21 protein-coding genes are annotated in these 18,605 nt (G+C 43.0%); 9 read left to right on the top strand and 12 right to left on the bottom strand.

Going from position 1 to position 18,605, the window contains the following annotated elements; translation table 11 throughout:
- The first annotated feature begins 21 nt into the window (after window positions 1-21).
- A complete protein-coding gene (locus tag MKZ02_RS03845; protein WP_340851947.1) occupies window positions 22-2,076 on the top strand; it encodes a transglycosylase domain-containing protein in 2,055 nt (684 codons plus the stop codon).
- Between the two features lie 233 nt (window positions 2,077-2,309).
- Here the strand turns inward: MKZ02_RS03845 and MKZ02_RS03840 are convergent, their stop codons facing one another.
- Complete coding sequence (locus MKZ02_RS03840; RefSeq protein ID WP_120035368.1) at window positions 2,310-2,816, bottom strand: YwhD family protein; 507 nt, start codon at window positions 2,814-2,816, stop codon at window positions 2,310-2,312.
- A gap of 27 nt (window positions 2,817-2,843) precedes the next feature.
- Window positions 2,844-3,488, bottom strand: coding sequence for a site-2 protease family protein (locus tag MKZ02_RS03835; protein WP_120035370.1), 645 nt, complete (start codon window positions 3,486-3,488; stop codon window positions 2,844-2,846).
- Between MKZ02_RS03835 and MKZ02_RS23970 the strand changes: the two genes are divergently transcribed.
- Window positions 3,464-3,799, top strand: coding sequence for a 2-hydroxymuconate tautomerase (locus MKZ02_RS23970; protein WP_259455636.1), 336 nt, complete (start codon window positions 3,464-3,466; stop codon window positions 3,797-3,799). The two genes, MKZ02_RS03835 and MKZ02_RS23970, sit on opposite strands and share 25 nt — an antisense overlap.
- A 167-nt stretch (window positions 3,800-3,966) precedes the next feature.
- Here the strand turns inward: MKZ02_RS23970 and MKZ02_RS03825 are convergent, their stop codons facing one another.
- From MKZ02_RS03825 to MKZ02_RS03815, 3 genes are all read right to left on the bottom strand, one after another.
- Window positions 3,967-4,470, bottom strand: a complete 504-nt coding sequence (locus tag MKZ02_RS03825; protein ID WP_120035372.1) for a YwgA family protein — start codon at window positions 4,468-4,470, stop codon at window positions 3,967-3,969.
- Between the two features lie 33 nt (window positions 4,471-4,503).
- A complete protein-coding gene (locus MKZ02_RS03820; RefSeq protein WP_120035374.1) occupies window positions 4,504-5,802 on the bottom strand; it encodes an HD domain-containing protein in 1,299 nt (432 codons plus the stop codon).
- A 236-nt stretch (window positions 5,803-6,038) separates the two neighbouring features.
- On the bottom strand, window positions 6,039-6,263 hold the full coding sequence (locus tag MKZ02_RS03815; RefSeq protein WP_340851945.1) for a DUF1450 domain-containing protein: 225 nt from the start codon (window positions 6,261-6,263) through the stop codon (window positions 6,039-6,041).
- Between the two features lie 218 nt (window positions 6,264-6,481).
- Here MKZ02_RS03815 and MKZ02_RS03810 point away from each other — a divergent pair, with 218 nt between their 5' ends.
- Entirely contained in the window at window positions 6,482-7,171 is a 690-nt protein-coding gene (locus MKZ02_RS03810; protein ID WP_120035376.1) for an RsfA family transcriptional regulator, read from the top strand.
- Window positions 7,172-7,298: 127 nt separating this feature from the next.
- On the opposite strand, the gene MKZ02_RS03805 is transcribed toward MKZ02_RS03810, so the two are convergent.
- Together MKZ02_RS03805 and pta are read right to left on the bottom strand one after the other, a co-directional pair.
- Entirely contained in the window at window positions 7,299-8,144 is an 846-nt protein-coding gene (locus tag MKZ02_RS03805; protein ID WP_340851944.1) for a lipoate--protein ligase family protein, read from the bottom strand.
- Window positions 8,145-8,235: 91 nt separating this feature from the next.
- Complete coding sequence (pta, locus tag MKZ02_RS03800) at window positions 8,236-9,210, bottom strand: phosphate acetyltransferase (RefSeq protein ID WP_340851942.1); 975 nt, start codon at window positions 9,208-9,210, stop codon at window positions 8,236-8,238.
- Between the two features lie 191 nt (window positions 9,211-9,401).
- On the opposite strand from pta, the gene hemQ reads away from it, so the two are divergent.
- Window positions 9,402-10,148: a hydrogen peroxide-dependent heme synthase gene (gene hemQ, locus MKZ02_RS03795; protein ID WP_340851941.1), complete on the top strand. Its 747-nt coding sequence runs from the start codon at window positions 9,402-9,404 to the stop codon at window positions 10,146-10,148.
- Window positions 10,149-10,312: 164 nt separating this feature from the next.
- Window positions 10,313-10,729, top strand: coding sequence for a spore coat protein GerQ (gene gerQ / locus MKZ02_RS03790; RefSeq protein WP_120037997.1), 417 nt, complete (start codon window positions 10,313-10,315; stop codon window positions 10,727-10,729).
- A 42-nt stretch (window positions 10,730-10,771) separates the two neighbouring features.
- Here the strand turns inward: gerQ and MKZ02_RS03785 are convergent, their stop codons facing one another.
- The 4 genes from MKZ02_RS03785 to MKZ02_RS03765 all read right to left on the bottom strand — a co-directional run bounded on the left by MKZ02_RS03785 (window position 10,772) and on the right by MKZ02_RS03765 (window position 13,214).
- Window positions 10,772-11,140 (bottom strand): DUF423 domain-containing protein, encoded by a 369-nt coding sequence (locus MKZ02_RS03785; RefSeq protein ID WP_120035383.1) that lies wholly within the window; start codon window positions 11,138-11,140, stop codon window positions 10,772-10,774.
- A 10-nt stretch (window positions 11,141-11,150) separates the two neighbouring features.
- The gene (locus MKZ02_RS03780; RefSeq protein WP_120035385.1) at window positions 11,151-11,438 is read right to left on the bottom strand and encodes a YwdI family protein; all 288 of its coding nucleotides are present in this window, start codon (window positions 11,436-11,438) and stop codon (window positions 11,151-11,153) included.
- A 317-nt stretch (window positions 11,439-11,755) separates the two neighbouring features.
- Window positions 11,756-12,436 carry a uracil-DNA glycosylase gene (locus MKZ02_RS03770; protein ID WP_340851936.1) on the bottom strand — a complete coding sequence of 227 codons (681 nt, stop codon included), beginning with the start codon at window positions 12,434-12,436 and terminating at the stop codon, window positions 11,756-11,758.
- Between the two features lie 52 nt (window positions 12,437-12,488).
- Window positions 12,489-13,214, bottom strand: coding sequence for a DUF4230 domain-containing protein (locus tag MKZ02_RS03765; RefSeq protein WP_340851934.1), 726 nt, complete (start codon window positions 13,212-13,214; stop codon window positions 12,489-12,491).
- Window positions 13,215-13,351: 137 nt separating this feature from the next.
- Here MKZ02_RS03765 and pdxK point away from each other — a divergent pair, with 137 nt between their 5' ends.
- From pdxK to bshB2, 3 genes are all read left to right on the top strand, one after another.
- Window positions 13,352-14,161, top strand: coding sequence for a pyridoxine/pyridoxal/pyridoxamine kinase (pdxK, locus tag MKZ02_RS03760; protein ID WP_120035394.1), 810 nt, complete (start codon window positions 13,352-13,354; stop codon window positions 14,159-14,161).
- Window positions 14,162-14,267: 106 nt separating this feature from the next.
- Window positions 14,268-14,621, top strand: coding sequence for a YojF family protein (locus tag MKZ02_RS03755; RefSeq protein WP_406908982.1), 354 nt, complete (start codon window positions 14,268-14,270; stop codon window positions 14,619-14,621).
- Between the two features lie 38 nt (window positions 14,622-14,659).
- A complete protein-coding gene (gene bshB2, locus MKZ02_RS03750) occupies window positions 14,660-15,352 on the top strand; it encodes a bacillithiol biosynthesis deacetylase BshB2 (RefSeq protein WP_182917161.1) in 693 nt (230 codons plus the stop codon).
- A gap of 153 nt (window positions 15,353-15,505) precedes the next feature.
- Here bshB2 and ilvA read toward each other — a convergent pair whose 3' ends face one another.
- Entirely contained in the window at window positions 15,506-16,765 is a 1,260-nt protein-coding gene (gene ilvA, locus MKZ02_RS03745) for a threonine ammonia-lyase IlvA (RefSeq protein ID WP_259455638.1), read from the bottom strand.
- A 454-nt stretch (window positions 16,766-17,219) separates the two neighbouring features.
- Between ilvA and MKZ02_RS03740 the strand changes: the two genes are divergently transcribed.
- Complete coding sequence (locus MKZ02_RS03740; protein ID WP_340851932.1) at window positions 17,220-18,575, top strand: YjiH family protein; 1,356 nt, start codon at window positions 17,220-17,222, stop codon at window positions 18,573-18,575.
- Window positions 18,576-18,605: the final 30 nt, after the last annotated feature.

The following is an 18,605-nucleotide window of genomic DNA, read 5'->3' as shown; positions in this document are numbered from 1 at the left end:
TTTTAAGGCAGGTAACCTTATATGACAGTCATTACCCTGTCAGGCTATCACAAAACAGTTAAATGGATACGCGCAGGATTGTTTCTCGGTCTTTTTGCTGCGGCTGGCCTGTTGCTGCTTATTGGAGCCGGTTTTTTATACGTAAAGATGCTGGGCGAACCGGAAGTGGCCGTCCCGCAGTCTACAATTTATTATGCCGCTGACGGACAGGTGATCGGTGAAAGCTATACCGGGGAAAAAAGGTATTGGGTCAGTCTTGATAAAGTATCCCCCTACCTTGTTCAAGCTACTCTTGCTGTAGAAGATAAGAAGTTCTTCGAGCATAATGGCTTTGATTTTAAACGAATGGCAGGAGCGGCCGTCGCTGATGTGAAAGCCATGGCTAAAGTTCAAGGAGCCAGCACGATTACCCAGCAATACGCCCGAAACCTGTATCTTTCCCATGATAAAACATGGAAGCGTAAATTGTCTGAAGCGCTCTATACCGTTCGGATTGAAATGAACTATACGAAGGAACAAATTTTAGAAGGTTATTTAAATACAATTTATTATGGACACGGGGCCTATGGCATTGAAGCTGCCAGCCAATTCTATTTCGGCAAGAGTGCAAAAAACCTGTCATTAGCAGAAGCCAGCATGCTCGCCGGCGTACCAAAGGGCCCCTCTATTTATTCGCCCCTTTCGTCACTAGCAAAGGCTAAAGAACGACAAAAGGTAATTTTAAATGAAATGGAAGAGAGTGGTGTGATTACACCTGAGCAACACCAGAGAGCAGTTGCAGATAAAGTGCACATCATTGGTGAGCATTTGCATACCGATTCGGAAGCAGCTCCCTACTTTCGGCAAGCTGTCCAGCAAGTACTCGCTAATAAGCTAGGCGTGGATGAACAGACCATTGCACTTGGCGGACTGCGTGTTTACACTACGTTAAACAGGGAGCATCAATACATTGCCGAGAAAACCATTAAAAAAGTGATTCCTGACGATTCCGACATTCAGCCCGCATTCGTTTCCATTGAACCGAAAACACACTTTGTCACTGCTCTTGCTGGAGGAAAAGACTTTAACGAGAGCTCTTATAACCGGGCAACCCAGGCTATTCGCCAGCCAGGATCGACATTTAAGCCATTTTTATATTATGCGGCACTTGAAAACGGCTATACTCCCGCCACCCGGCTAACAAGCGAAAAAACAGCCTTCCAGTACGATAATGGCCAAAAGGTATATAAGCCAAGCAATTTTAACCAACGCTATGCTGACGGAGAGGTAACCATGGAACAGGCGCTTGCTGTTTCAGATAATATTTATGCCGTTAAAACACACTTGTTTTTAAAGCCGGAAACCCTTGTTAAAACAGCAGAGCGTTTTGGAATATCCACCCAGCTAAAACCACTGCCGTCACTGGCACTGGGTACATCCGGGGTCCGTGCGCTCGAAATGGTGAATGCTTACGCCACCATAGCAAACGGCGGAAAATACGAAGAGCCTATTTTTATTCAGCGGGTAGAGAATGCGAACGGAGAGGTTCTTTACGAACATAAACCGGACAAAGAGCAGCGATTTGATAAAAAACAAACAGCCGTACTCACTCATATGATGACCGGGATGTTCGACAAAAATCTAAGTAGCTATGCTAGTGTGACCGGCGCTTCGCTCGTGCCGAAAATGACACGTCCCTACGCCGGCAAGTCAGGGTCAACTACTTATGATTACTGGATGATCGGATTCACTCCCCAGCTGGCTGCCGGCATATGGACAGGATATGACGATGGCAGGGAAATAAGGAAAGTTGAGGACAAGCATTATGCCAAAGACATGTGGCTCAGTTTTATGGAGAATGCTCACCGAGGCAAAGCGGTGAAGAAATTTCCAAAGCCTAAAGGCGTCATCGCCGTAGATATCAACCCGGAGAATGGAAAGATCGCGAGCAGCCACTGTCCAGTAACGAGAAAAATGTATTTTATAGAAGGGACCGAGCCAGAAGAATACTGCACGGATCATTTACCGAAAAAAGAGAAAACCAAAGAAAAGAAAAACGAGGAAAGCTGGATGAAGCGTCTATTTCCTCTTTTCTAGACAAAAACTCTACTATTTTTACCCTTTTTGTCTTTGTCAAATGATGCGCTCACCTAACTAAAATAGGACAAGAAAAAACCCCGGATGTGCGGTCCGGGGCTTTTTCTTGTCCTAGCTTATGCAATTTATGCATTACCTTAAGTGTACTTTCTTTCTAGTTATTGGGCAAGATGTGAACATCATTTTCAAAAAACGTTCAAATATTGTTCACTAAAAAGGGAATAAAAGGATAATCAATCTGTTAAGTCTTCCTTTAACTTTGCAGAAGAGTTTTCCCACATTTCAGCATTATGATTTTGTAAAAAAGCTTTCAGCACCTCTTTCGAAGGAGCATCCATATGTTCGACAATCACATGGCTTTTCAACGATTTATCCATGCGATTCACATGTTCGGGAAGCGACTTGTAGCCGCGACGTTTTTCACGATTGACCGTTAACTCGCACGCTGTGACACCTGCATAGAAGGGGCCCTTCTCTCCCTGGTCTACCGTTACCCAGACGAGCCAGTATGGCTTGGCGCCTTCCGGAACCTCTTCTTTGTTTGAGAGGAACTTAATTCCTTTTTCTACAGCACTGCGGGCGTGCATAGCACCTACATCAATGAAGGCTTCTCTCTCCTCCACGTCGATAAAGACTGGAGAAACATTCTCCAGGGAAAGAGCTCCTTTTCCAAAGCCTTTGTGACCATCTGTTGGATCATTTTTAATAATATTAAAGCCAACCTTTTTCTTTTTTTCCATAAGACATTCTCCTTTCTTACAGTCGCATTAACCAAACAGTATCATAAAAATCGTGTTAAAGCCTTGAATGATGGAAGGCAACACAAAACTAAAAATTGGCTGGATTGTGTATTGATAAAGCGGTGTAATGACAAGAATCAAAAAGATTAGCGTGCCATACTGCTCGTACTGCGTTAACTTAACCCGGACAGATGGCGGGACGATATCCTCGATAATCCGGTAACCGTCAAGCGGCGGCAGCGGCAACAGGTTAAACACGAATAAAACAACATTGAGCCAAACCATCATATTAAGCAGATCAATAAAAAATGGCGGCAGCCCTGCACCAACAGAAAAAAATAAAATTCCGTAAGCAATGGCGGCAATTAAAAAATTGCTCAGAGGGCCGGCAAGTGATACTAGTATTCCTGCAAGGCGGGGATTTTGAAAATTTCGGCGGTCAACCGGTACTGGCCTTGCCCATCCGAATCCAGCAATTAAAAGTAAAATTGTCCCGATAGGATCGAGATGATGAACAGGATTGAGCGTTAGCCGGCCTTGGTTCTTTGCCGTATCATCCCCGAATTTATGAGCAACATACGCATGGGCAAATTCATGGAAGGTGAAGGCCACAATGAGCGTAATCACGACAAACGGCAGTTCCTGCAATGAAAAAGCTAAAAATCGGTCCAAATGTTAAACCCCTTTATTTTATTTTAGTAGAGATTTTCATCTTGATATATTGCTTGTCCCCTTTGAAAAGCATACAATTTGGTTGTATTGTTATTGAACCATATGGAAGGGAGCCAAGAAATATGCCTTACGTAACTGTAAAAATGCTAGAGGGCCGTACAGAAGAGCAGAAAAAGGCGCTTGTCGAAAAAGTGACAGCCGCTGTGACGGAAACAACTGGCGCTTCTGTGGACAAAGTAGTGGTTTTCATTGAAGAAATGTCTAAAAACCATTATGCTGTTGCCGGTAAAAGACTCAGTGACGAAGATTAATGGCTTAATCGGTAAAAGAGTCCGTTTGAAAGCGGGCTCTTTTATTGCCCCATTCCGTGCTCCTTGAAGACTTGAGGCTATCAGCCACTCTCGTTACATGGCTGCAAATCATCATTTCATCAACTCAGCCTAGGCTTCTCATTCCTTAGCATCGGGTTTTGCTTTCCTTATTGCAGTTGGGCTTTTAACTGCTCAATATAAGTATAAGCTTCTTCAATCTCTTCCTCGGTGTAGCGCTGTTTTCTTTTTAATGTAAAAATCTTTTCTGCTACTTCCTCTCTCGTCAGTGCATCGAAGTAAAGAACGGTAGACACAAGCTCAAGGAATCGGGCGCTTTGGTTATTCATTTCTGTGACCGCTTCCTGTAAATGCGGTATGTCTACTTCAGCATGCTGAAGAAAAGCTTTGCCTTCTTCTGTTAACGTATAACGGTATTGATAATAACCGCCTTTTTTCTCTCTAACTTCATCAATAAATTCCATGTTGCATAATTCTTCCACTCGAAGCGTTAGCTCTTCTGAATAAGGGCCATAAAAATGAAACTCAAATTTCTCCTGAAAAGGAAATGAAATTTTCTTCGCAATGTAGATCATCTTTTGCAGTTTTTTCCGCCCAATGACTTCTCCGCAGGCCGCAAAGACCCCCATCAATTTTGCATGCTCTTTTAACAACTTTTCTCAACTCCCACTGTATCATTCCCGGCGTCAGATTTCTAAAATGGATCGTATTTGCCGTTTAATATTGCGTTTTGACGAATCGTCATTTAATAAATCGGCAGGAAAATATAACTTATGGTCTGTTCGTCTCTTACCTGAAATGGCATCAACAATATCCGACTCACGTGATAGTTCGCGCAGCTCCCCTGTATTCATCAACAAGTAAATCGGCAACCGCTCCTCTTCTTCTCCCGGCCGATAGAAATCGTAAGGAAGGTCCGACGAAGAATCAAACACAAGATAGTATTCCGGGTCAATGCCGGCTTTTCTAAACAATGCTTCCAGCTCGCTATGCTTGCGGTACTCTTTAGCAGGGTCAAATTCGACGTACTTAAATAAATCTCGATTGACAAATCGGCGGCACAAGTCACTTAGAATCGGATCTTTTTCTTCCTGCCAAACTTGAAAGTAATACAGCATGACCGCTTCATCGAGTTTCAAGTAGTCTGCAAGACTATATTGCTCTTGAAAGATGGAGTAAAAATGCAAAGGTGCATATGTAAAAGCGTAGCCTTGGCGGTCCAGTTCTTTCGCCCGATGGAGAATTTTTGTCAGCAGAACTTCTGCACTTCGGGTTACCGGATGGAAATATACTTGCCAATACATTTGATAGCGGCTCATAATATAGTCTTCTACCGCATGCATCCCGCTTTGCTTGAAGACAACTTGATCCTCACGCGGCCGCATCACACGCAGCAGGCGCTCCATATCAAAATGTCCGTAGCTGACCCCAGTGAAATATGCATCACGCTGGAGATAATCCATTCGGTCTGCATCAATCTGGCTCGAGATTAAACTGACAACAAGCTTGTTTTCATGAGTTTTGCCAATGACCTCTGCCACTTGTTTAGGAAAGTCTTTACTCACTCTTGATAACACAGCATTCACTTCAGTTTCTCCAAGAATAATCTGCTTCGTAAACTCTTCATGATCGAGCTGAAACACTTTTTCGAATGAATGTGAAAACGGTCCATGTCCGACATCATGCAAAAGAGCGGCACACAACGAAAGCAGGCGGTCCTCCCTGTTCCATTCTGGACGCTCTGCAAATACATCGTCGACAATGCGTCTAACAATCTCATAAACGCCTAGTGAATGATTAAAACGGCTATGTTCCGCTCCATGGAACGTCAAATATGTCGTTCCAAGCTGACGAATCCGACGCAGCCGCTGGAACTCTTTTGTACCGATCAAATCCCAAATAACTAAATCGCGAACGTGGATATAACGGTGAACAGGGTCCTTAAACACTTTTTCTTCTTTCAGCTTGCTCTTTGCGTACTCCATTTTGTCCCCCCTATTCATACTTATTCATTATTTTAATTATAGCGAAGAAATTATGAAGATAGGAGGAAGAAACCTTCTTTCTCCTGCATATAGTGAAATAAAGGGGGCGTTCTATGTGCTCTTTGTCGAAGAAATACCGGTAGGAAACGAAGTTCATAGAATCATTCACCGATTCTGGAGCCGGTGCTTCTTAAACAAAAAATCACCTTATCCAACATCCGACAGGTGATTCATCTTTATCTCTTTAGCTTCTTCTTTACTTTTTCCATAAGTTCTTCTTCAGTTAAAGCAGCAACCGGTCGGTTATTGACAAAAGTAAATGTTTTTTTACGGCCAGGGCCGCAGTAAGACTGACAGGCTACGTCGATTTTTGCTTCTGGATCGATGCCCTTCAGCTTTGGCACAAGAGTTTTCAAGTTAACTGCCTGGCAATCATCGCAAACTCGAAATTCGTTTGCCATCTATATACAATCCTTTCTTAAATAAGGTTAAGCTAAACGGTATTTTACATCGAAAAAAAACGGTTGGCAAGCACTCGAATCGTCCTTGAAGCTTTCGTGTGCCGGCTAAACAGGGAAACTAGCAGAAAAAAATTATTTTTTAATATTGGTATAAATCTAACGTATTTGGATCATCCTGTCAGTAATTAAACTTTTACTAAAACAAGGAGTTGAATGTAATGAAAAACAGACAAGATGCATGGTCAGAGGAAAATGATCTATTGCTCGCTGAAACAGTATTGCGCCACGTGCGTGAAGGAAGTACACAATTAAATGCGTTCGAGGAAGTGGGAGATCAGCTAAACCGGACTTCTGCTGCCTGCGGCTTTCGCTGGAACGCAGTTGTTCGCCATCAATATGAAAAAGCACTCGCTCTCGCTAAAAAACAACGCAAACAACGCAACCGACTGCTTGGAAAAGAACAAGGCGGCAAGAAAAAATTGTTGTATCAGCCTCCTGTTCCTTCTATTGAAGAAGTCGAGGCTATGTCTTTGCCGCTTCCTAATGATATAGAGATAGAAACTGAACAGCTGCCGTATGTGTCACCGGTGAACAATGAAGAACTGTCTATGGAAAAAGTGATTGCCTTTTTACAAACTCTGTCTAGCACTACTTACCAGTCAGACCGTCTAAAACAAGAGAATGCAAGATTAAAGCATGAAGTAGAGCAGCTGACAAAAGAGAAAGCCGCATTGGAAGAAACTGTACGCGAGCTAGAGCAAAACACTGTCACTATGCAAGAAGACTATGAAACACTAATAAAGATAATGAACCGTGCCAGAAAGCTCGTTCTCTTTGATGAAGAAGAGCCTAGTCCTACAGCCTTTAAAATGGACCGCAACGGCAACCTGGAAAAGCTAGCTGAATAAATAAAGGTGTCCCGAGAGCTTCGTCTTTCGGACACCTTTCTTTTTTGACAGCCTGCTGCTGATTGAATACATGAATATGAGAAAAGAATATAGAAACCTTTTAGAGATGCCGCTTATCTGTTTTTCTTCAGCTTTCTGCGGTCAAGGCTTTTTCATTGCGTTCGGTTACGCGCTGTAAATACCCTTGGTAAAGATCCACTTCTTCTCCATGCAGTGAACTCGCATAGAGACGGCCGGCATGTTGATGAAGAGTATTTAAAAACCGCAGCATCACATCTTGGACAGTAAGTTTGCGGCCCAGCAGTTCAGACAATGAAGCCATCACCTCGGGCTGGATATCAGGGTAATCCCACTTGGTTATTTCTGTTTTTTTGGCTGTCTCGTAGAAGCGGCGGATAAGTGATGCTCTTTCTGAGCCGCTGCCGCTTACACATAAATAAATCTGAACAGCCACTCCACGGCGAATGCGCCGTTGGGAAATGCCAGCAAACTTTTTTCCACCGATGCTTAAATCATAACTTCCCGGACAATAAGAGCCTACAATTTCATAGGCGTCAATCCTTGCAGAAAAGCCGGAAAACATTTGTTTAATCAACAGATACATCGCTTCATAGCCACGATCAATATCAATCCCTTTTTCTGTATCAGGAAAAATAAGCGATAAATTAAGCACACCCTCATCAAGTGCTACAGCAAGCCCCCCCGAGTTACGAACGATAACTTGTAAACCAGCTTCTTGTAAAAGCTTGATTCCCTCCTGCAGGAAAGGAAGTTTTGTGTCCTGGATACCGAGCACTACGGTGTTATGGTGAACCCATGCTCTCGCAGTCGGTGGGCTGGAGCCAGCACCGACTGATGTACATAATGTATCATCGGCGGCAAACGACTGAAGTGCGCTGAACATCGGCCCTAAGCTTGACTGATCAATCAGGCGCCACTCCGGCTGCTTAAGTAATTGTAGCGATTCATTCATAATGTGTTCTCCTTCTCGATAGTCACATCAAAAAAACCGGCAGACGCCGGTCTGACCTTACTTTATCGGGAACAGTCATTCAATGCAACTGTTATTTTAGTGACTGGGCAGCAGTAATCAGCGCCAGTTTGTACACATCTTCTTCACTGCAGCCGCGGGACAGGTCATTCACCGGCGCATTCAATCCTTGCAAGATCGGTCCAACCGCTTCAAAGTTACCAAGACGCTGGGCAATCTTATAACCGATATTCCCTGCTTCTAAGCTTGGAAAAATAAAGACATTGGCATCTCCTTGAATGACCGAATCCGGCGCCTTCTTCCTAGCAACAGACGGAACAAATGCTGCATCAAATTGAAATTCTCCGTCAATGACCAATTCTGGTTCTCTCTCTTTCGCTAATTGGAGGGCTTCTTCCACTTTTTCCGTTTCCGGGGACTTCGCCGATCCTTTTGTCGAGAAGCTCAGCATAGCAATCCGCGGCGAAAGGTCAAACATTTCTGCCGTTTTGGCACTCTCAATGGCAATTTCCGCTAAATCATTGCTATCTGGAGCAATATTGATCGCACAATCAGCAAAAACATATTTCTCTTCTCCACGTACCATAATAAACACACCAGATGTTTTTTTGACTCCTTGCTTTGTTTTGATAATTTGTAAGGCCGGGCGAACCGTATCAGCTGTAGAATGGGCAGCCCCGCTTACAAGCCCTTCGGCATAGCCTTTGTAAACAAGCATTGTACCAAAATAATTTTCATCCATTAAGATATTCTGTGCTTCCTCTTCTGTTGCTTTGCCTTTCCGGCGTTCAACGAATGATTGAACAAGTTCATTAAGACGACTGTCGCTTACAGGATCAACAATTTCGATTCCTTCCAGTCCTGCTTGCAGCTGGGAAGCCTTCTGCTTAATTTCCTGCTCATCGCCGATGAGGATCGGTGTTAACAGATTTTCTTTCGCCAGCCGGCTCGCAGCAGCTACTATGCGTTCATCATGTCCTTCCGGGAAAACAATTCTTACGTTCTGTCCGGAAAGCTTGTTTTCTAAAGCCGTAAATAAATCACTCATTCCAATTCCCTCCTTATCCCTTCCTATACTCAGGATACCTTCTACAGTTATGATTTTACATAATAAAATGTCTCTTCTCCATCATTCCCTCTCCTTTTTATGTTCACACACCCGTCAAAGCACTTTTATGGATTGCCTCCAGATGTATGTTATATTAATAACTGAAAACATTTACATAAGGAGTGAATAAGATGAGTGAAGCTGCAAAAACAATTGACGGCTGGTATTGTCTGCATGATTTTCGTCTGATTGATTGGACGACTTGGAAGTTGCTTTCAAGTGATGAACGTCAAACAGCTATTTATGAGTTCCAGCAATTTCTCAATAAGTTAAATGCCGTTCACGAGGCAAAAGAGGGAAGCCATGCGTTTTACAGCATCGTTGGCCAAAAAGCTGATTTTATGCTGATGATTCTTCGCCCGACAATGGAAGAGTTAAATGCTATTGAAACGGAATTCAACAAGTTAAAAATTGCCGAATTCACAATCCCAGGCTATTCTTACGTATCTGTTGTCGAATTGAGCAATTACTTATCCAGTGATGAAGATCCATATCAAAACCCGCAGATTCGTTCCCGCTTATATCCTGAGCTGCCAAGAGCAAAGCATGTTTGCTTCTATCCAATGGATAAGCGCCGCCAAGGAGAAGATAACTGGTACATGCTCCCAATGGAAGAGCGCGGGAAACTTATGCGCAGCCATGGCATGATCGGCCGCCAATATGCTGGCAAAGTGAAACAAATTATTACTGGGTCTGTCGGTTTCGATGATTATGAATGGGGCGTTACACTATTCGCTGACGATGTGCTTCAATTTAAAAAACTTGTATATGAAATGCGGTTTGATGAAGTCAGCGCCCGTTACGGCGAATTCGGAGCGTTCTTTGTCGGCAATCTGCTCGATGATTCTAAGTTGGAGCAAATGCTGCAAATTAATTAAAAAACTGCCTAAAGCCTTTTCTACATTTTAGAAAAGGCTTTTTATTTTGTCATGAAACTCAAATTTCCACATACACATTAATTGACAACCGATTTGAAAAATCTATTCGTTCAAGGAGGGTTCCTGTGAGTCCATCAACTGCTAGTCCATATAGGCAAAGTGGTATGCCATCTTATTATTATCAGCCCTATCCAATGTATACAGCCCCTACTACTCCAAGCGTACCTCCCGGGGGCATATCATCTTCACCAGGAGGCGGAATAAATGTCCCTGGCATGCTGCCTTCAGAACAGTCATACATCGAGAATATTTTTCGTCTGAACCGCGGAAAACCAGTAACAGTCTACACAACGTTTGAAAACAACCGTGAATGGAATGCGAAAATCTTTAAAGGAATTATTGAAGCTGCCGGACGTGACCACTTAATCTTGAGTGATCCGCAAACAGGAATGCGCTATTTAATCCTGATGGTCTCTTTAGATTATGCTACCTTTGATGAGCCGATAGAATACAATTATCCGGTCCCTGGTGGAGCGGGGGCAGGAACAGGTGGCGGACTTGCTTCCTATCCGCCACGTTAATTAATAAAAGCTGCTCTCTTTTTTCAGAGAGCAGCTTTTATATTAGAATTTTATAGCCGCTAAAACGAGCAGCACCCAGCCCACTAGAAAAGCAACACCGCCAATTGGCGTGATAGCTCCTAGCACTTTGATCCCCGACAGCGTGAGAGCATACAAGCTGCCTGAAAAAATAACCGTTCCGATAAGCATCATCCAGCCAGACCAGTTCAACATAGAGCTAAACTGGACTTGCCCTATAAGGATACCAACTAGAACCATTCCTAAAGCGTGAAACATTTGGTATTGAACACCGGTTTTCCAAATTTCCAAGTACTTCGGCTCTACTTTCCCTTCCAAGCCGTGGGCGCCAAACGCGCCAAGCGCTACAGATAAAAAGGCATTGATTGCCCCAATGATAATAAATAGTTTCATTTTCTTCTCCTTAAAAATCAAATATAGAATCGCCATTTGCCCCATCGTCCGTTTGAAGCTTTTCAGCCTGGCTTAATGCTGGTTGCGCCGGCTGAGAGGCTACCTGCCGAATCGGCAGTGACTCAGGGAGGACAGCCGCTGCTCCTGTCTTGTCTGACTCATCAAGCAGCACTTCACATAACGTCCGGACGGTGTAAATATGCTGCTTCATCATGCCACTTTTTTCAGCAAGTCGTGCCTGCCGGATCTCTTCTTCTATTTTATTTAAGACGGATAAATGAGAAATGTTTATTTTCATGCACCTCCTACTACTTTTTAACGAGCTTAGGCGTGAATTGGCGGCATGGATGACCAGAAGCCTGCAGAACGAATGCTGACGGCAGCTGCCTCGTCTTAAAACCGTATGCCCGACAGCCGCGCGGGCTTTTGTGGTCCCACGTAACAAAAAAGTATTTGCACTGAAAACAATTCACCTTTTCCATTTATCCGCTCACGCCCCTTCTGCTTTTCATTCTAACAAATTTTATCCAATCGGAATAAGAATTCTTTTTGACAAAGGCGAATGCTGTCATTTATTAGCTTTGTTTCACGTGAAACAGCGTATATTGACGAAATTTATTGATCGTTTATTTCCCAATGAATCGGCTCTTCTCCAAACCTCTCCAGACATTCATTGGCTTTTGAAAAAGGACGGCTGCCAAAGAAGCCTCTTGAAGCCGATAGAGGACTTGGATGCGGTGCTTGAATGATGCAATGTTTCTTTTCGTCAATCAGCACAAGCTTCTTTTGAGCTGGCTTTCCCCATAAAATAAACACAACGGGCTTTTCACGGCTGCTGATCAAGGAAATAATCCGGTCCGTCAGCTGCTCCCAGCCTTTTCCTTGGTGGGAATGAGCTTCACCTTGTCGCACAGTCAGCACGGTATTGAGCAAAAGCACCCCTTGCTCTGCCCATGGCACCAAGTAACCGTTGTGCGGAATGGGACATCCTAAATCGCTATGCAGCTCTTTAAAAATATTTCGCAGGGAAGGCGGCACTGGAACATCCGGCTTCACTGAAAAACTTAATCCATGCGCTTGTCCAGGACCATGATAGGGGTCCTGTCCGAGAATAACTACCTTTACGTCTTTATAAGCTGTATAACGAAGAGCATTGTAAATATCATCCATATTAGGGTAAATTGTTTTTGTTGCATATTCCTTTTTGAGAAATTCACGCAGCTCCTGGTAATAAGGTTTCTCAAACTCTTCCGCCAGCAGCTCGCCCCAGTCGTTTTGCAATATTTTCTTTGTCATTCCCACCACTCCTTCTCCATCATCCTGATAATTGTTAGAATCTGGTCTCTTACTATCCTGAAATCTTTACAGTTGCTTTATACCCGATATGCTCAAAAAATTGCTCAAGCGATTGTATGGCATTTTCTTCGGCTTTTTGAAGCAGCCCCTGCTCAACCGCTTCTTTTTTAATTAACTGCCTAGCTTCATCTGCAAGGGTATACCCTTCTTTCCAATCCACCTTTCCCCGAAAGATTCCTTCCACTGAGAACAGCTTTACTTGATCAGTCATAAGAGCCGGCTCTTGCAAAATTTTTGCTCTGGGGATATAGATTTTAATTGTTTTATTCTTTTCATCCACTTGAATATCCGCTTTTGATAGTTTACTTAAATCCACACCTGCGAGCACTTTCCCAGGCACAATTAACAAAACTTTCCTTTTTGTTCCCGGCACGTCTACACCAATCTTTTGTCCAAAGAGCTTATTGTCTTCCTGTTCAATTACTGCCTTTACATAAGCTTCTGCCGTAGCCAGTGAATTTAAATTCTTGATTTGTTCAACAAAAGCAGCCGGCTCTCCTTGCCCGGAATCAGAATATAAAGATAGGAGACCAAACGTTCCAAGGGCAAGCATAACTAACACAAAGAGAGCGAGCAGCCATCTTGTTGCTTTTCCTGTCAAGAACACAGGCAGTCCTCCTGTTGCCGCTGCTGTAGATGCTGTCTCACTGCGCCCGGCCTTTAGTTCTTTTATAAGTGCTTCCAGCTGCTCCAGCTTTTCCCTTTCCTTGCGGTCCATCTCATCCCTCCTATATGGGTTTATTACCCTTATCTTAACAGCCATGCGCGCCAAAAGGCTTGTACAAAATGTTTTAATTTTTTAAAATGTTAATAGCAACTTATATCGCTATACACTCAAAGGAGGATTTTTGCAGCATGGAAATGAAAAAAGTATTAACCATTGCAGGATCAGATACAAGCGGCGGCGCAGGCATTCAAGCAGATTTGAAAACATTTCAGGAGCACGGTGTCTATGGAATGACGGCGCTGACAACCATCGTGACGATGGACCCCGACAATCATTGGAGCCATGGTGTTCACCCGCTATCTATTGATACACTAGAAGCCCAATTAAAAACTGCCATGTCTGTCGGAATTGATGCTGTAAAAACCGGGATGCTGGCAACTGCTGAGATCATTGAAGTAGCAGGCAAGCATATTAAAGCCAATGGACTAGATAAAGTCGTGATTGACCCAGTTATGGTATGCAAAGGGGAAGATGAAGTCTTAAATCCGGAAGCACCGGTTGCTATGCGTGAATTTTTACTGCCGATCGCTACCGTTGTAACACCGAACTTATTTGAAGCCGGACAACTTTCTGGAATTGGGCCGATCCGTACATTAGAACAAATGAAAGAAGCCGCTAAAAAAATTCATGACTTGGGCGCCAAAAATGTCGTTGTGAAAGGCGGCAAACAGCTCGAGCATGAAAAAGCAGTCGATGTCTTCTATGACGGCAATGAATTCACTGTATTAGAAGCCGAAAAAGTAGCCACTACTTACAATCATGGAGCTGGATGTACATTTGCTGCTGCTATTACAGCCAACTTGGCAAAAGGACAAGATGTAAAAACGGCCGTATCTAATGCGAAAGATTTCGTCAGCGCAGCCATTCGCCACGGCTTCAAGCTAAACCAATATGTCGGTCCAGTTATGCACGGTGCTTTCAATCAAATTAGAAACTAAGAAATTTTAAGCCATCCATTGTTAAAAGGATGGCTTTTTAGGCTCATTTTTCGCAATCCCTAATTATTTCTTGTAAAATGTTCATTACAGGTGCTTATGGAGGTGGATGAACGTGGAGCCAATTATTGTAGCAAAGGTTCAAGAATCGATTGACCGATTTGCTCAGAAGGAAGTATATATCCATTTAGAAACGACGAATGGAGCTTATGCCTCTCACTTTGATGAGAAGTTTTTTTCAGCAGGTGCTTATATACGCAATGCTAAGCTCGTTTACGAGCATGGAAAAATAGTTGGGGAAGGCCCCTACCGCGTCGGGCTGAAATTATCAATTGGCTGGGTATATGCAGAAGGACTGACCCATTTCGGCTTCGATGAAAACGGCAGGCTGCTTCTTGCCGGCCATGGCTTTGACGGAAAGCTCGCTGTTGCTTTGCAAATAGGCGAAGAACCGTTTAAATAATTTGTAAAGGAAGGTGATTCTCCCATATGTTAACGGAAATTGAAAAAGAACAGCACGTACTCGTTATTTTTCCGCATCCTGATGATGAAGCCTTTGGTGTTTCTGGCACTATTGCTACACATAGAAAAAGAGGGACCCCTGTTACATATGCTTGTCTGACACTTGGGGAAATGGGACGAAACCTCGGGAATCCGCCGTTCGCTACCCGGGAATCGCTGCCGGATATCCGTAAGGCTGAGCTGATAAAAGCTGCCGAAGCAATTGATATTCAAGATTTGCGCATGATGGGATTACGTGATAAAACGCTGGAATTTGAAGATGATACGAAAATGGCCGATCTCGTTTCCGGTTTGCTTGCTGAGTTGAACCCTTCTCTTATCATTAGCTTTTATCCCGGCTTCGCCGTGCATCCCGATCATGAAGCTACCGCGCGCGCCGTTATTCGTGCCGTTCGCCGGCTCCCAGAAGATAAACGACCGAAGCTTCATCTCGTTGCGTTTGCCAATAATACAGACACAGATCTTGGGGCACCGGATCTTGTCTATGATATTTCAGACGTTTTCGAGCAGAAGATGGCTGCCTTGCGCGCTCATATCTCTCAAACGGCCTGGATGCTAAAGGAAATGGAAAAGCTGCTTGCGCAAAATGACGAAGCAACTATTCAGCGCATAAAGTTTGAACGCTTTTGGAATTATCGCTGGGACGATGACAAGGTAAGCGAGCTGCAATAAATTAAACAAGAGGATGACCAAATAGGTCATCCTCTTGTTTTGCTCAGGCTTTATCAAAAATAATTTTATCTGGAATAGAGAACAGTTATCCGGAAGTTAATTGCTTTTTTCGAAAAAACACGCCAGCCCCTGGGCCGGCGTGCATATCGGCAGTTAAATCAATAAATTAAATAGGAATGGATCATTGTTAATTTCAATATACGGGAAACCTTTTTGCTGCATGCGTTCAATGAGCGGCAAATAATCTACTTTTGATTTCAGTTCGATACCTACGAGAACCGGTCCTTCATCACGATTCGTGCGCTTTGTATATTCAAAGCGTGTAATGTCATCATGCTCACCAAGAACTTCGTGCATAAATTCACGTAAGGCGCCAGCACGCTGTGGGAAGTTAACGATAAAGTAGTGCTTCATGCCTTCATAAATAAGCGACCGCTCTTTAATTTCCTGCATGCGATCAATATCATTGTTGCCTCCACTAATGACACAAACGACATTTTTCCCTTTGATTTCCTCTTTATAAAAATCAAGAGCGGCAATAGACAAGGCTCCAGCTGGCTCAGCGATGATCGCATTTTCATTGTATAAGTTCAAAATCGTCGTGCATACTTTCCCTTCCGGTACAACAACGATATCATCAATCACTTCACGGCACACTTCCATCGTTAAGTGACCTACTTGCTTTACTGCTGCCCCGTCAACGAATGGATCAATTGATTCCAAAGCAACTACTTTATCCTGGGCTAGCGAGGTTTTCATCCCTGCGGCCCCCTCCGGCTCAACACCGATCATGCGAGTGTGAGGGCTAATGCTTTTCATATAAGAACCAACGCCTGCTGCGAGACCGCCTCCCCCAATGGAGCAAAAAACATAATCAATCGGCTGAGGAGCTTCATTCATAATTTCTACTCCTACCGTTCCTTGTCCAGCAATCGTTGGATAAGCATCAAATGGATGAACGAAGACCATCCCCTCTTTCGTGCAATATTCCATGGCTGCTTCGTATGAATCATCAAATGTATCGCCAGTTAAAATGACTTCAACATTTTGGCCACCGAACCGCTTAACTTGGGAGATCTTTTGTCTTGGCGTTGTGGACGGCATGAAGATGACGCCTTTAATATTTAACTGGTTGCAAGAGAAAGCAACTCCTTGCGCATGATTACCAGCGCTCGCACAGACGACTCCTTTCGCTCGTTCTTCCGGTGGAAGATGGTAAATGAAATTGTACGCACCGCGCAATTTAAATGAACGAACGACCTGTAGGTCTTCTCTCTTTAAGAAAATATTACACCCGTAACGGGCAGAGAGTAATTCATTTTTTTGCAACGGCGTCTTGATCACGACGTCTTTTAATGTTTGATTTGCCACTACGATGTCTTCTACTTTTATTTTTGTTAAGGCTTTACTCACATTTTTCCCCTTCTTTAATTGAATTTTAAGAATTATTTTAACATACCTATTCAGAACATGGATAAAAAATCCCGATATTTCTTTAAATTTTCTCATTTCAGTCATTTTAACATAGATTTCTCTTTTGGCTTTCAATAGGAATTTTTTATCTGTCCCTTTTTATTTAGCTCCAGATAGAGAGTTATAAAAAACTCCTTTGGCTTTCACATTTTTGCATATTTAAAAATGAATATTTTTAAATACGCAAACCTTCCAATTATTATTCAATATTAGTAAATTTTTGAATAAAAACGTTTTCATACCCTTTTGTTTATGCTATATTCAGAAGGGAGGTTTGAATCTTTTGTATATTTGAATAATAATAAAGGGGGTTGCATTTTTAATCACTTATGTATAAAATTTAAAAATAATTAATATTTATACAAACATATACATAGAAAGGAACATGTATTGAATGGAAATTACTACTTCTAGAAGCTCTTTATCTAGTATTTTACGTTTTGTTATTCCTTCCTTAATAGGAGTTTTCTTTTTTATGACGCCTGTGCCGATTGATGGAGAGCTGACTATTCCTATTGCTATTTTATCTAATTCTTTGCAGTCAGCTATGGGCAATGTCATCCCAACGATTATGACGTATTTGGTCGTATTAGCGGCTGTGGGTACTATTTTTGTCAAGACTATGCGCCCGGCGTTTGTCCGCCGTTCTCCGTTTCTAGCTTCATTGTTTGATGTGGCGCCAGTTTGGGCTCTCGTACGTATCATCGGTGCCATATTTGCTGTGATGACCCTTTATAAGCTTGGACCTGAATGGGTGCATTCCGAAAATACAGGTGGCATGCTTTTGTATTCACTCCTGCCGATTCTATTTTCTACCTTCTTATTCGCTGGCTTGTTATTGCCACTGTTACTCAATTTTGGACTGCTGGAGTTCTTTGGCTACTCTCTAACCAAAGTGATGCGCCCTCTCTTCAAGCTTCCCGGCCGCTCATCGGTTGACTGTCTGGCTTCCTGGCTTGGTGACGGGACCATTGGTGTCCTCTTAACAAGCAAGCAATATGAAGAAGGGTTTTATACAAAGAAAGAAGCCGCTATTATTGGCACGACGTTTTCTGTCGTATCGGTTACATTCTGTTTAGTCGTGATTAACCAAGTCGGATTAGCCCGCTATTTCCTTCCTTTTTATGGAACCGTTATTTTGGCAGGGATCGCTTGTGCTTTAATCTTACCGCGCATCCCTCCTCTTTCTAAGAAGATGGATACGTTTGTAAATGACGAAGTGAGAAAACATGATGATGAAAGTATTCCGGAGGGCTATACACCATTTAGTTATGGTTTTGAACAGGCGGTTGCTCAAGCTGAAAGAAACAAACCGTCAGCTGTCGTGAAAGATGGGATGCAAAATGTAATCGATATGTGGCTCGGGGTCGCCCCAATCGTAATGGCGATCGGTACGATTGCTTTAATTATTGCTGAAACCACTCCATTCTTCCAATGGCTTGGCCTGCCATTCATTCCATTATTAGAATTATTGCAAGTGCCGTTTGCTCAAGAAGCCTCGGAAACGATTGTTGTTGGGTTTGCCGATATGTTCTTGCCGTCTATTATCGGATCAGGCATTGAAAGTGAGTTAACTCGCTTTGTGATTGCCAGTCTTTCTGTTTCCCAGCTTATCTATATGTCTGAAGTCGGCGGCCTTCTTCTTGGAACGAAAATCCCGGTTTCTATTAAAGACTTAATTTTTATTTTCTTATTAAGAACGCTTATCTCCCTGCCAATTGTCGCGGGTATGGCACATTTATTATTTTAATGAAACACTTTTGCACATGCTTTCGTATGA

The organism is Pseudobacillus sp. FSL P4-0506 (genome assembly GCF_038003025.1).
Classification (GTDB): domain Bacteria; phylum Bacillota; class Bacilli; order Bacillales; family Domibacillaceae; genus Pseudobacillus.
This window is presented reverse-complemented; position numbering and strand designations above follow the sequence as displayed.